This window comes from Acinetobacter harbinensis, from assembly GCF_000816495.1.
GTDB classification, from domain to species: Bacteria; Pseudomonadota; Gammaproteobacteria; order Pseudomonadales; family Moraxellaceae; genus Acinetobacter; species Acinetobacter harbinensis.
The window spans coordinates 1,087,230-1,101,389 of record NZ_JXBK01000001.1 but is presented as its reverse complement, the minus strand read 5'-3'; the positions used below and the strand labels follow the sequence as shown (position 1 = coordinate 1,101,389).

Annotated in this window: 13 protein-coding genes and 1 pseudogene; 9 read left to right on the top strand and 5 right to left on the bottom strand. The window is 41.1% G+C overall.

The annotated features are described in order from the left end of the window. The 4 genes from SE27_RS14420 to SE27_RS05090 all read left to right on the top strand — a co-directional run. The coding region (locus SE27_RS14420) for an efflux RND transporter permease subunit (RefSeq protein WP_455549968.1) at nucleotides 1–888 on the top strand (888 nt) is incomplete at its 5' end. Beyond that, nucleotides 888–2,327, top strand: coding sequence for a multidrug efflux RND transporter AdeIJK outer membrane channel subunit AdeK (adeK, locus tag SE27_RS05100; RefSeq protein ID WP_039621448.1), 1,440 nt, complete (start codon nucleotides 888–890; stop codon nucleotides 2,325–2,327). The genes SE27_RS14420 and adeK, both read left to right, overlap by 1 nt. Before the next feature lie 131 nt (nucleotides 2,328–2,458). Further along, a complete protein-coding gene (locus tag SE27_RS05095; protein WP_039621446.1) occupies nucleotides 2,459–2,815 on the top strand; it encodes a YbjQ family protein in 357 nt (118 codons plus the stop codon). A 3-nt stretch (nucleotides 2,816–2,818) separates the two neighbouring features. After that, a complete protein-coding gene (locus SE27_RS05090; RefSeq protein ID WP_039621443.1) occupies nucleotides 2,819–3,265 on the top strand; it encodes a YbjQ family protein in 447 nt (148 codons plus the stop codon). A 213-nt stretch (nucleotides 3,266–3,478) separates the two neighbouring features. On the opposite strand, the gene SE27_RS05085 is transcribed toward SE27_RS05090, so the two are convergent. Both SE27_RS05085 and SE27_RS05080 read right to left on the bottom strand, forming a co-directional pair. Next, nucleotides 3,479–4,285, bottom strand: a complete 807-nt coding sequence (locus SE27_RS05085) for an SDR family oxidoreductase (RefSeq protein ID WP_039621441.1) — start codon at nucleotides 4,283–4,285, stop codon at nucleotides 3,479–3,481. Between the two features lie 48 nt (nucleotides 4,286–4,333). Beyond that, on the bottom strand, nucleotides 4,334–5,005 hold the full coding sequence (locus SE27_RS05080; RefSeq protein ID WP_039621439.1) for a hypothetical protein: 672 nt from the start codon (nucleotides 5,003–5,005) through the stop codon (nucleotides 4,334–4,336). A 176-nt stretch (nucleotides 5,006–5,181) separates the two neighbouring features. On the opposite strand from SE27_RS05080, the gene SE27_RS05075 reads away from it, so the two are divergent. Beyond that, on the top strand, nucleotides 5,182–8,073 hold the full coding sequence (locus tag SE27_RS05075; protein ID WP_039621437.1) for a valine--tRNA ligase: 2,892 nt from the start codon (nucleotides 5,182–5,184) through the stop codon (nucleotides 8,071–8,073). Between the two features lie 60 nt (nucleotides 8,074–8,133). On the opposite strand, the gene SE27_RS05070 is transcribed toward SE27_RS05075, so the two are convergent. The 3 genes from SE27_RS05070 to SE27_RS05060 form a co-directional block, all read right to left on the bottom strand. Further along, nucleotides 8,134–9,306, bottom strand: a complete 1,173-nt coding sequence (locus tag SE27_RS05070) for a hypothetical protein (protein ID WP_039623812.1) — start codon at nucleotides 9,304–9,306, stop codon at nucleotides 8,134–8,136. A gap of 81 nt (nucleotides 9,307–9,387) precedes the next feature. Continuing rightward, a complete protein-coding gene (locus tag SE27_RS05065) occupies nucleotides 9,388–9,741 on the bottom strand; it encodes an endonuclease domain-containing protein (RefSeq protein ID WP_039621435.1) in 354 nt (117 codons plus the stop codon). Between the two features lie 148 nt (nucleotides 9,742–9,889). Next, entirely contained in the window at nucleotides 9,890–10,951 is a 1,062-nt protein-coding gene (locus SE27_RS05060) for a hypothetical protein (protein WP_039621433.1), read from the bottom strand. Nucleotides 10,952–11,187: 236 nt separating this feature from the next. On the opposite strand from SE27_RS05060, the gene SE27_RS05055 reads away from it, so the two are divergent. The 4 genes and pseudogenes from SE27_RS05055 to SE27_RS05040 form a co-directional block, all read left to right on the top strand. Beyond that, nucleotides 11,188–11,661: a hypothetical protein gene (locus SE27_RS05055; protein WP_039621431.1), complete on the top strand. Its 474-nt coding sequence runs from the start codon at nucleotides 11,188–11,190 to the stop codon at nucleotides 11,659–11,661. A gap of 184 nt (nucleotides 11,662–11,845) precedes the next feature. Further along, complete coding sequence (locus SE27_RS05050) at nucleotides 11,846–12,376, top strand: hypothetical protein (RefSeq protein WP_039621430.1); 531 nt, start codon at nucleotides 11,846–11,848, stop codon at nucleotides 12,374–12,376. A gap of 155 nt (nucleotides 12,377–12,531) precedes the next feature. After that, nucleotides 12,532–13,209 (top strand): DUF421 domain-containing protein, encoded by a 678-nt coding sequence (locus SE27_RS05045; RefSeq protein WP_039621428.1) that lies wholly within the window; start codon nucleotides 12,532–12,534, stop codon nucleotides 13,207–13,209. Between the two features lie 335 nt (nucleotides 13,210–13,544). After that, nucleotides 13,545–14,160: pseudogene (locus SE27_RS05040) on the top strand (transporter substrate-binding domain-containing protein); the annotation flags it as partial.

Sequence of the window (14,160 nt, the reverse complement as noted above, 5' to 3'; positions counted from 1 at the left end):
GATCGCGGTCGTGTGAAGAAAGTTTATGTTCAAGCCGTACCCGATGCACGTATGATGCCTGAAGATTTAAACAAGTGGTATGTACGTAATAATGCTGGTCAAATGGTTCCATTCTCTGCTTTTGCAACAGGTGAATGGACTTATGGTTCACCACGTCTTGAACGTTATAACGGTATTTCATCAGTGAACATTCAAGGAACACCTGCTGCTGGTATCAGTTCTGGTGATGCCATGATTGCTATGGAAGAAATTATTGCCAAACTTCCTGAAATGGGAATGAATGGTTTTGACTATGAATGGACTGGTTTGTCTTTAGAAGAACGTGAAGCAGGGTCGCAAACAGCCGGACTGTATGCGTTATCTATGTTAATCGTATTCTTATGTCTTGCTGCACTTTATGAAAGTTGGTCTATTCCCTTCTCAGTCCTTATGGTTATTCCTTTAGGTATTGTCGGTGCAGTAGGTTTGACTTATCTAGGCATGGTGCTGCTTAATGATCCAAACTTGTCGAATAATATTTACTTCCAAGTAGCGATTATTGCGGTCATTGGTTTGGCTGCAAAAAATGCAATCTTGATTGTAGAGTTTGCAAAAGAACTTCAAGAAGATCACGGCGAACCTTTACTTGAAGCAACATTACATGCAGCAAAAATGCGTTTGCGTCCAATCATTATGACCACTTTGGCCTTTGGTTTTGGTGTCCTTCCGCTTGCACTTTCTTCAGGTGCCGGTGCAGGTAGCCAGCACTCAGTCGGCTATGGTGTACTGGGTGGCGTAATCAGTTCAACTTTATTGGGTATCTTCTTTATTCCTGTATTCTATGTCTGGATTCGAAGTATCTTTAAATACAAACCTAAAAAACCAAATAATCAGGAGCAAATCTCGTGATGCACAAGGTATGGTCTGTTTCAGGTCGTAGCATTGCGGTATCTGCACTTGCGCTTGCTTTGACAGCTTGTCAAAGCATGCGTGGTCCAGAGCCGGTGGCTCAAGCCAATATTCCAGAACAAGGGTATATCGCCCCAACTGCTGGTCCTTCTATTGCTGAAAAAGGCTATAAAGACTTTTTCTCTGATCAGCGCTTATTACAAGTGCTAGATTTGGCTGTCGCCAATAACCGTGATTTGCGTATTTCAACTTTGAATATTCAACGCGCGCAGCAGCAATATCAAATTACTCAGAACAATCAGTTACCCACTATTGGTGCCAGTGGTGGCGTGCTTCGTCAAGACACGCTTAACACCAATGGCGCGATGACCAGCTACAATGTTGGTTTGGGTGTTACAGCATATGAATTGGATTTCTGGGGACGTGTCCGCAGTTTAAAAGACAATGCTTTAGACACTTACTTGGCAACCTCAAGTGCACGTGATGCAACGCAAATTGCACTGGTGGGTCAAGTGGCACAAGCGTGGTTATCCTACTCGTTTGCAAATGCAAATTTAAAACTTGCAGATCAAACACTCAAAGCACAACTTGAGTCTTTTAATCTCAACAAAAAACGTTTCGATGTGGGTATCGACAGTGAAGTTCCTGTTCGTCAGGCACAAATTTCTGTAGAAACTGCACGTAATGATGTTGCGAATTACAAGACGCAAATTGCGCAAGCCAAAAACTTGCTCAATTTACTGGTGGGTGAGCAAGTGCCAGCCAACTTGTTGCCCAATCAACGGATTACTCGCATTAGCCAAAGCAATGTGCTGAGTGCCGGTTTACCGAGTGATTTACTGAATAATCGTCCGGATATTCGTGCCTCTGAATACAAACTCTCTGCGGCAGGCGCTAATATTGCTGCAGCTAAAGCACGCTTGTTCCCCACCATTAGTTTGACTGGAAATGCAGGCTATGCTTCTACCAGCTTAAGCGATTTGTTTAAATCGGGCGGCTTTATTTGGTCGATTGGACCAAGTATTGATTTGCCTATTTTCGATTGGGGCACGCGTCAAGCCAACATCAAAATTTCAGAAACCGATCAGCAAATTGCCCTATCGGATTATGAAAAATCGATTCAATCGGCTTTTCGTGAAGTCAACGATGCCTTGGCAGTACGTCAAAACATCGGTGATCGTTTAGCGGCGCAGCGTCGTTTGGTTGATGCCACCAATGTGACCTACAAACTGTCCAATGCTCGCTTCCGTGCTGGTATTGATAGCTATTTAACCGTATTGGATGCGCAGCGTACTTCGTATGCCGCTGAACAAGGTTTATTGTTGCTTGAACAAGCCAACATGAATAACCAAGTGGAAGTGTATAAAACCCTAGGTGGTGGTGTAAAAGCCAATACCGCGGATACACCGGCACAACAGCCGTCTAGCGCTGAGCGCTGAGCGCTACGCACAATAAAGCCTAATTCTTTTCAAGCCTGAAGAAAAAGCCTGCACCATGCAGGCTTTTTTGATTGCTTTTTAAGCTCTAATTTCCTATCTTCAGTGCAATCTCTTTTCGTTGACAATCAAACATGCTGCTCAGTAATTTAGAATCGGTACCGGCACACACCATTTTGCGCCAAATTGATGTGGTTTATGGCAGTACTGTACGCAGTAAACACGTGGGCCGTGACTTCATGGCGGGCTTAAAAAACATTGTGGGCGGCGAACTCACGGCGTATACCGAACTGCTAGAAGAGTCGCGTCAAGAAGCCATGAATCGAATGATCAGCAAAGCACAATCTATCGGCGCCAATGCCGTGGTGGGAATTCGCTTTTCGACCTCAAACATTGCACAAGGTGCCTCAGAGCTGTTTGTATATGGCACCGCTGTGGTGGTTGAAAAAAATAGCCCAAAATTGCCTGATCCGTTTACGAGCGAAGGCTAAGCAATGGATGCTTTAATTTTTAAAATTATTATCTTTGTGATTTTATTTGCCATTGGTTGGGGTTTTGGTCGACATACTGAAAAAAAGCATTTAGATGCCTTGGCTGAGCAAGAGCAGCGTCTGGCTTATATCACACTGGACAATAGCCGCTTTCAAACCTCAGCGGATGCAGGACATTTGATTAGCAGCAATGTGGTGATTTCACATGACTACTTTAAATATGTCTTGGCCAATATTCAAAACTTTTTCGGTGGTCGTTTAACCCACTATGAAAGTGTGCTGGAACGTGGTCGACGCGAGGCCATTGTACGTTTAAAACTGCAAGCTGAAAAAAATGGCGCAACGCATATTATGGGCGTGCGCTTAAGCACCACAGAATTGGGCATGCAAGGCGGCATGGTCGAAGTCTTGGCTTATGGTACAGCCATCCTGCAGCTGCACTGCAAATAAAATACTGTCCTGCTGTATTCAAACATGGCAGGACAACTTTACTCGACAAAAATACGGGATATCGCGCAAGGCCGCACACACAGATCATTTCGCATGATCAGGCAATCAGTCAGGCAAACCGTCTAATTGATTTTGCTGCCTAACGTTTACAGTACCCAAACCGAACCTTTACCCCCACTGCACTGCAATGAGGCTTTTTTAGCTGCCTCAGACTCATTTCACTTTTATTTTACGAATCATTTTATACAATGTTTTGGGTGACAATCTGGACATCAGTACGCCTAATTTCTCTTTACGCCCACCGACCACAATATATTCTTCATGCTGAAGTAAGGCATCCACCACAAGCTGTGCAAAGGCTTGCGGTTCTAGACCATTTTCAATTGCAGCATCTTGATGCCCTTGTGGCTTACCCGCACCATCTAAGGCATTAAATGAGACATTGGTTTTCACAAAACCGGGGAACACCACTGAAACTTGTACGCCTTGTGCCGCCACTTCAGCGCGCAAACTGTTGGCCCACATATGAATGGCAGCTTTGGCGGCGGAATAAGAGGCGCGGTACTGCGTGCCCAACAAACCGGCAACACTAGAGACAAAAATAATACGGCCATATTTTTGCTTTAAAAAGAGTGGTAACACTGTTTTGGTTAAAAACACTTGCGAGAAATAATCCACTTCCATAATTGCGCGTTCAGTCTGCATACTGGTATCGGCAATGAGCGCACGCTGACTCAAGCCGGCATTATTAATCAGCCAATCGACCCGACCTTTTTCAGCCAGCACCTGCTCATAAGCATGGCGTACTTGGTTTTCATCGGTAATATCGGCGGCAATACATATATGCCGATGCGGATCGCTCAGGCTTTGTCGCACCTTTTCAAGCTCTGTTAAACGACGCGCCATAAGAATAACTTCGGCACCGTGTAAAGCACAGTGCTGCGCCAAAGCTTTGCCTAAACCTGAAGATGCACCGGTAATCCATACCACTTTATGCGCTAAATTGCTCCGCTGTTTCATATCATGGTTCCTATTTTTGTGCTTAAGTTGAGTGACTATTGAATGGGTTTAAATGGCTAAAGATTTTGGTTTGCGCTGTAAAAACCGTAAAAAATGCTCAAAATAATGCTGCGTGGTTTGCGGATTATCTTGCATCGCCAGTTTTTCTAAACGCTTATAGCCCAGTTGGGTGGTTAACTGAATCACCCCGCTTAAGGTTTTATCCACCACCAGATTAAATTTTAATATTTTTTTAGGCTGACGGATCAGGCAACTGACCCCTTGATCGACCACTTGGATAAAGGCTTTTAAAGCTGGCGAGAGATACTGCGTATTGCCCTGCTGCATTTGTTGGATACATTCTAAAAATTCCAGTACCAACAGATGATCCACTGGATAGCAAATATAAGCTTGCTCATGTTCGGTATAGATTAGCTGCTGTAGATAATTGACCATCGGGGTTAAGCGCTCATTACCCAGTAAAGACACGGACCACGGCATATATTTACGCAAAGTGGCTAGAATTTGTTGCAGCACTTTTTCTGACTCTTGATCGTCCGAGGTTGACGCACGGGCGATTTCCCCAAACACTTGCTCGATAATTTCAACAGAGATATCGGCCAATACCGCACCCAAAGGTTGCGCGAGGCTTTGACTATGAGCGCTATTAAATTGCTGATGCAGTTGCTCAAAACGTTGATAGCTTTGTAGGCTTAACTTTAAAGAAATACGGTCATTCATGCTGCGGCTGTCCTGATTAGAATTATTTGAGGTCTTGTTGTTATAAAGCCTCATCATAAAGCAGTTATGACAGCGCTGCCAATTGCATAAAGTTTGCATTTGCTGAACATGCCTAATTGTTGATTTTCTTGCTACAATAGATCTAATTTTTTATTCACTTTTGATCTGTTCTAACTATGACTGATTCTGCGCAAAATATTGCTACGACTTACGATCCTACCGAGATCGAGAAAAAATGGTACAAAACTTGGGAAGACAACGGTTACTTTAAACCGTCTCAAAAAGGCGATGCATTTTCCATCATGATTCCGCCGCCTAACGTCACAGGTAGCTTGCACATGGGTCATGGTTTTAACAATGCCATTATGGATGCCTTGACGCGTTATAACCGCATGATGGGTAAAAATACCTTGTGGCAACCGGGCACAGATCACGCCGGTATTGCAACGCAAATGGTGGTGGAACGCCAATTGGCGGCACAAGACATTAGCCGTCATGATTTGGGTCGTGAAAAATTCATCGACAAAATTTGGGAATGGAAAGAACAATCGGGTAATAATATTACCAACCAAATTCGTCGTTTAGGCTCATCTGTGGATTGGTCACGTGAACGCTTCACCATGGATGATGGTTTATCCAATGCAGTGAAAGAAGTGTTTGTGCGTTTGCATAAAGAAGGTCTGATTTACCGCGGTAAACGTCTGGTCAATTGGGATCCAAAACTACAAACTGCCCTGTCTGATTTAGAAGTGGAATCGGTAGAAGAAAAAGGTTCACTGTGGCACTTTAAATATTTCTTTGAAGATCAGTCACTACGCACTCAAGATGGCAAAGATTATTTGGTGGTTGCCACCACGCGTCCAGAAACCTTACTCGGTGACTCCGCAGTGGCAGTACATCCAGAAGATGAACGCTATGCGCACTTGGTCGGCAAAAATATCGTACTGCCAATTTCAGGTCGTCTAATACCGATTGTTGCCGATGACTATGTTGAAAAAGAGTTCGGTACCGGCTGTGTCAAAATCACCCCAGCGCATGACTTCAATGACTATGAAGTCGGGAAGCGCTGTGAATTACCGGTGATCAATATCTTCAACAAAAATGCCGAAGTGTTGGCGGAGTTTGAGTTTATTGCCAAAGCGGGCGAGCAAATCTCAAAAACCATTGCTGCACCTGCTGAATATATTGGTTTAGAGCGTTTTGCTGCACGTAAAAAATTAGTGGAACAAGCGCAAGCGGAAGGTTGGCTCGAACAAATTCAACCGTATGACTTGAAAGCACCACGCGGTGACCGTTCAGGCGTGATTGTTGAGCCACTCTTGACCGATCAATGGTATGTGAAAATTGCGCCATTGGCAGAACCGGCCATTAAAGCCGTTAAAGATGGCGAAATTAAATTTGTGCCAGAGCAGTACAGCAACATGTACATGGCATGGATGAACAACATTCAAGACTGGTGTATTTCACGTCAATTGTGGTGGGGTCATCGCATTCCGGCCTGGTACGATGTCGATGGCAACATTTATGTCGGTCGTAATGAAGCGGAAGTCCGTGCTGAAAACAATTTGGCCGCGGATATCATCCTCAATCAAGATGAAGATGTACTCGACACTTGGTTCTCATCCGGTTTATGGACGTTCTCGACCTTAGATTGGACGGGTGATGCCAAAAAAGATGCGGAAAACTATTTCCTCAATACTTTCCATTCAACCGATGTGTTGGTGACCGGTTTTGACATCATCTTCTTCTGGGTGGCGCGCATGATCATGATGACCATGCACTTCATGAAAAATGAAGATGGTACGCCGCAAGTGCCGTTTAAAACCGTGTATGTGCATGGTTTGGTGCGTGATGGTGAAGGTCAGAAAATGTCAAAATCTAAAGGCAACGTGCTTGATCCTTTAGATTTAATTGACGGTGTGGATTTAGAAACTTTAGTCAAAAAACGTACCACGGGTCTGATGAATCCGAAACAAGCGGCGAAGATTGAAAAATCAACTCGTAAAGAATTCCCAGAAGGTATTCAAGCTTACGGTACCGATGCAGTACGTTTCACCTTCTGCGCACTAGCCAACACCGGTCGTGACATTAAATTCGACATGAAACGTGTTGAAGGTTACCGTAACTTTGCCAATAAAATTTGGAACGGTACCCGTTTTGTACTCATGAACGTGGAAGGTCAGACTGTTGGTCAAGAAGCGCGTCCTGATCTTTGGGAATTGCCTGAACAATGGATCATCAGCCGTTTGCAAAAAGCGGAAGCGGCAGTACATCAAGCCTTTGCGACGTATCGTTTAGATTTAGCGGCACAAGCGATTTATGAGTTCATTTGGAATGAATATTGCGACTGGTATGTTGAACTAACCAAACCGGTTCTGAATGATGAAAATATCAGTGAAGAACGTAAAGCCGAAGTACGCCGCGTATTGCTTGCGGTGATGGAAGCCTCACTGCGTCTTGCACACCCAATCATGCCATATTTGACCGAAGAAATTTGGCAGACCCTTGCCCCAATGATTGGTTTGGGCGGCGACACCATTATGACTGCGCAATATCCAATTTCCGACCCAGCGAAGATTAATGATCAAGCTGAAGCCGATATGCTGTGGCTGCAAGGTTTAATTGGTGCAGTACGTAATATTCGCGGTGAAATGGGCTTAGGCAATGCACGTTTATTGCCTGTATTGTTACAGAACACCACCGATGCTGAAAAAGCACAGATTGCCCGTATTGAACCGTTGGTGAAAGCCTTGGCTAAAGTGGAAAGCATTACTTTCTTAACCGATGCTGAACAGCCACCATTGTCTTCATCCAGTGTGGTCGGTCATGTGTCTGTCTTTGTGCCAATGAAGGGTTTAATTGACCCGAAAGCAGAATTGGGTCGTTTGCAAAAAGACTTTGATAAAGTTCAAAAGCAGCATGACCAAATTGCCGGAAAACTTTCCAATGAAGGTTTTGTGGCAAAAGCCCCTGCCGCGGTGGTTGAAGGCGAAAAAGTCAAATTGGCTGAATTTGCAGATCAGCTCGTGAAAATTAAAGCGAATATGGATCAGATTGCGGCGCTTTAATGCTTTAAAGTTCACATTTTAATCTATAAGATAAGGGCTGATTATTCAGCCCTTTATTTCTTATTTGGTAAATCCTCTCATATCAACTAGATAAGGTGAAAATAAAATACCTACCCTTTTTGTTTCCTCATTAAAGCCTAATCTAGATGTTTCTAAAAGATGTTCTATTTGTTCTTTAATATTCTCATTTAATTTACTTAAAATATAATTTATGAAATTTTTCACAACTTCATATTCACCATGAATTGATTCAATATTCATAGTACGAATGGATACACCTATACTTTTTTCCCAAAAATCTTCATATTCATCAAAAATAGGCATTTTGTTATCAAAATATACATTTCCAAATGCTTGTTTATTTATATTTACATTACCATGAAGTAGATCATTCCTTTCATTCATCAAAGTCTGAAATTTTTTGCATTCTTCAGCAGTATAATCAACATTAGATGAGAACCCATTACAATTTAAATGAAGTGATTGAACTCTAATATCAATAGGCTGCCTAATAGTTGTTTGATAGAGTCTGTCATTTGATTTAATTTCAGGCCTAGCTAATATAAATAATAAAAAATTTACAAAAGATTCTGCCATAACAGGTAACATGGCTCTTAAACCAAAAACTTGCCCAACTGCAAAATCATATTTTTGAAGTGTTTGTGTCCACCTTTCTTTTACTTCCTCAAACTCCAATTGATTTTGAGTAATCTTTAAATCGATACGGTCTTGCTCTAAGTTTAAATTCAGCTCATTTAACTTTATAAAGCTTTGTTCAATCGTAGACTTAATACGATAATAAGGATTAATAAATTCAGTCCATTTTTCTAAGGACTTTTTAGTTATAGATATACCTTGTCCATAATTTTTAAAATCTGCTTTAATTTGGCTAATGAAGTCGAACTTATTTAGTCCAGACTCGATAACCTCACCACTAACATGTATTTCTGTTCTGAAGTTATGTCCTTGAATATGAACTAATCCTTTAGGGGAATCTAACATCCAATCCCAATGAATTAAATTATCTGAATTGTCATTTTTTAATATTGTTAAAATTCCATTAGGGTCACCGTATTTTGCTGATAAATAGCAAAATAAATCAATTGGTTTGATCTCGTTTGTAATTTCCCAAATTTCGCCTTTTTTTGAGCTGCTATTTAACTTTTTTTTATCCAAAAGTTCTAAAATTTCTTTAGGACTAAGGTCTTTCAACTCCAAGAAAAAAATTTCCATTTTTATCAACGCAACATAATTTTTTATGATAATACACTTGCTTATCATCTAAAGGTTATCAAAACATTTCAAATAATTTGTTTATAATTCAGAGCATATATTCCACAAATCCTCCAACACCACATCCGTCTGCTCCAATACCTCATAATTCCGATACCGCACCACTTTTAATCCCAAAGCCTCTAAAAATTTAGTTCGTTCAGCATCATAAGCGCGACCATCTTCCTTATTGTGCTGACTACCATCAAGCTCAAGCACCAAACCCAATTCATGACAGTAAAAATCTACAATATAGGGCGCAATTACATGCTGAAGGAGAAATTTCAGATTCATAAAACGCTTGGCGCGTAAAAGTTGCCACATGAGGCTTTCGGCATCAGTGGCTGTGTGGCGCATGGATTTGGCGAAGACTAATAATTGTGGGTCTATTTTCATTCTTATCCTCTTTTTATTATTCGAACACCCTCACCCCAACCCTCTCCCTGAGGGAGAGGGAGAATTCTTTGTGAATTTTATAATTACTTGATACGCAATGAAGTTCCCTCTCCTCTTAGGAGAGGGCTAGGGAGAGGTTCCTTTAAAATCACAAAACCCCATGCTCCAACAACATCTGCAAACCCTTTAACCGACTCATCTGTTTGAGTCGTTCGTTTTCCCATTTAATTTGCTGTTTTAATACAACACAATCTGCTTCTAACTGCTTATACACATCTGCTATTTGAATGCTGCCTGAGGACTTTTGACTTTTCGATTTCGCTTGTTTGGTCCAATTCAGTGACTCAATAATTTCATCAATTTGACTGTCTAACTGCTGTTTTTGTGCATCCAGTGCCAGTTTATAAAACTTAATTTGCTCATTGCTTAAAGCTTTTTGGGTGGTACCCCTATTCTGCTCCACCTGTATTTGCAGTTTCAGCAAATAAAATAAATCTTGCTGTTCATAGGCTTGATTCGCCTGTTGCAGTAGCTCAGTTTTTTCAACTTTAATGTGTTCATCTTGCTCACGGTCAGGGTGAATAATGGCGGCAATTTTAAGATAGACCATTCGCAGCGATTGCTCTGCCATTTTTTGCGCTTGCTCACGCTTTTCTTTTTGTCGATTTAATCGGTGCTGTTCACGTTCCAATTGATGCTGCTGTTCATCATAAACCTCATTCTCTGCATCAAAATATAGCGGTTCATCCTCTATATACTGCGCATCATTTTCAGTCGGGTCATAACGCTCAAATATCTGCTTTTTCTTGTTCTTTTTAGACTGGGTATGTTCTGCATGCTGTTGGTAAAATTCATTAATTTGACTGACTTTTGCTCTCTGCAGTTCTGACAGCACTTGCGAGTTGTTTAAGATGCTCACAAGATGTTGAATTTTATCATCCAGTTGTGCCAGATCGGCTTTGGAGAATTCATCACGCTGTAAACTGCCCCATAACTGTTCGAGCTGTCCAAATAAAATTTCATACAGTTCATTATAAAGCGGAACAAGACTTTTAGCCGCCTGTTGTTGAATCTGTGCTTGGGCTTGTTGCCATATTTCGAGTTGTATTTTTTGCTGTTCAATCTGCGCAATCAGGCGATTGAGCTTTTTTTGTTGGGGCGATAGATTTATTGATTCTTGCTGCACACTGAGTTTTAAATCGAACGACATCGGGAGGAAAAAGCCAAAAGAAAAACTATAGCAATAATTGGTAATGGATGACAGCGTTGAAATTTAACTCGCTGCTGTTTCTGCATACTAGACCCCATCCATTTCATCATGCTGAGTCCATTCATCCACGATTAGCGCATTTGGTTTCAAAAAATCACTTAATCTCCATCGTTTAACGCGCTCTGTTTCATACAATTTCCAGCACATCTCCTCCCCACCACAATAAAGGTCGCGTAATGAAAAAACTGGTTCTACTTTCGCTCTGTGCCATGCTCAGCACTGCTGCATTTGCAAAAGACACCACCTGTAACGGAACAATCAACAACCGTAATATTGATGGCAATGTTAAAGTAACGCAGCATTGCAACATCATGAACAGTAAAATTAATGGCAATATTACGGTACAAAAAAATGCGATTTTAATCGTCAAGAATAGTCGAATAAATGGCAACTTAGAGTCAAAATCGAACTTTAAAAAAGTCACCGCCATTGGCAATAGCATTGATGGCAACGTACAACTGCAAGGCGGTCAGGTCATCGCTTTAAATCAAAACCGCATTAATGGCAACGTGAAACTCAAACAAAACCGTCATAACGTTGTGGTTAAAATGAATCAAATCAAAGGCAATCTACAATGCGACAATAATACGCAGCGTCCAATCACGGTTAAAAATCGTGTGAATGGCAATACCCAAGGCCAGTGCCGTTAAGACACGTCCATCTCAACATGGCTAAATATCAAAAGTACTCATCTAGATATTTCCCGATTAGATGAGTACTTTTAAAATGATTAAAATTAAAATAAGTATTTGATTTAATTATATTTATAAAATCAGGATAAAAGCGCAAATATAGACTAGACTAAACACAACAATAAAAACTGATGAGCAACATATGGCACTCACTCAAGCGAATCTTATCTTTAATCAGGAACTTGCTGCTTGGGTACAAGCGGTTGGCTCTGTCATTGCTATTTTTGTGGCGGTGGCTGTGCCTATCTACTTTGACCGTAAACAGCGTTTATACGAACAACAAAGCTTACAACATCAAAAACAAAAGTTTTTTATTGTGTTGCTGCCCATGCTCTATCAACTGCGCAATACCACCGCGACCTTTTTACAAGAATTTCAGCATCAAAAAGACCATGAAATTGATGCCATCACCACATTAGAGTCTGAATATTTAAATTTGGTGCCGGTCTTTGCCAAAGAACTGCATATTTTTGTGCACAGTAATATTTACGATGAACATTTAAACCAACTGGCCTTTGAGCTGTTTCATTCCGAAGAAATTCTTTCGCAACACTTAAGCCAACCTTCGGAGAAAAAATGGATTACCCATCAACTCAATTTAATTCAACATGCACAAAAAATTGATCAACTTACTTCACAAACCATTCAGAAAATAGAAGTCAATTACACTTAAATGACTTTATCTGGACTAATTTTCTAAAATTTTATCTTTAAACAGTCCACTAAGTGATTCAAACGATAGCAATTATTTACCCAATTACACAGATATAGCGCACTGTGAATAGCTAAGATAAAGCCACAGCCAAAATTATAAAAGGGATGCACAACATGGATTGGGCCGCTATCTTTATTCATGACACCACTTGGTTATTTGCCGCTGAAATCAGTATTCGCGTTGTGATCATGTTTAGCATGATTATCTTATTTTTACGTTTAACCGGCAAACGTGGCGTGCGGCAACTGTCTATTTTTGAACTGACCATTATTTTATCGCTCGGCTCTATCGCCGGCGACCCCATGTTTACTGAAGATTTACCACTTATTCAAGCCGTGTTAATCATGGCGATTATTATTTCTCTGTATCGGCTCACCACATGGCTGATGATGAAATATCAACCCTTTGAGGACTTTCTAGAAGGCAAATCGCTGTATATTGTGGAAGATGGTATGTTGGTTTTGGAGAAAATCAAACAAGGTAAAATGTCCCACGATGAATTCTTTGCCGAAATGCGCCAACAAGGCATTGAACATTTGGGGCAAGTCCGTGCTGGATTATTAGAAACAGATGGTGAGTTCAGTATTTTGTTGTTTAAACCAGACGATATCCGTTATGGTCTGCCGCTTTTTCCTAAAGCCTATCACCCTGTTCATCAGATTGAACCAGAACAACTTTATGCCTGCATGTACTGCGGTGCTGTGGAAAAAATTAATCAGCACAATCAGCCATGTACGCGCTGTGGCTGTAAACGTTGGGCCAAAGCCATCAATGCGCAAGTAATTCGATAAATAAATCTAAGCGGTACCTCTTTTTCGGCTTTCTTTTAATTTAAGCCGTTGAACTTTAGTCGTGAGCAGAGAAAATCTGGCAAGTTTATTGCAACCACTAAAGTCATGACTCATAGGGCTTTTAGCACAAAAACTGTTTATTTTTTCAACATTTATACTTAACAAATTCTGTAAAAATTTCGCTTGAGCAATGCTAGACAAGTCGCTTAAGATGAAATGGATTGCAGTAGTGCATGAATAATTACAATGGCATCAATTGTGTATAAATGGATAGACGGATCAAGTCCACGATAATAAACACAGCATGTCTTCATATCTTAAAAGGAGTTTTATCGATGATCTCTAAACGCACCATGACCTCTGTACTTTGTGCCAGCGCTTTTATGTTTGGCTTAACAGCATGTAATGATAACAAAGCACCGGCTGCAACGGATGCAGCAAAACCCACTGATACAGCAATGGCCGGCACACTGGATAAAATTAAAAAATCTGGCACGATTGTTTTAGGCTACCGCGACTCCTCTATTCCTTTTTCTTATATTGCCAACGACCCGACTCAACCGGTTGGCTATGCGCATGACTTACAAATAAAAGTGGTCGACGCGGTGAAGCAAAAACTCAATATGCCTGATTTAAAAGTACGTTATAACTTGGTCACCAGCCAAAACCGTATTCCTTTGGTCTCAAATGGCACAGTCGATCTTGAATGCGGCTCGACCACCAACAACAAAGAACGTCAGCAACAAGTGGATTTCTCGGTTGGTTTCTTTGAAGTCGGTTCACGCTTAATGACAGCCAAAGATTCTGGCATTAAAGATTTTGCCGATTTAAAAGGTAAAAAATTAGTCACCACTGCTGGCACTACCTCTGAGCGTTATATCCGTCAACATGAAAAAGAATTGGGTATTGGTGAAATTATTTCTGCCAAAGACCATGCTGAATCATTCTTGA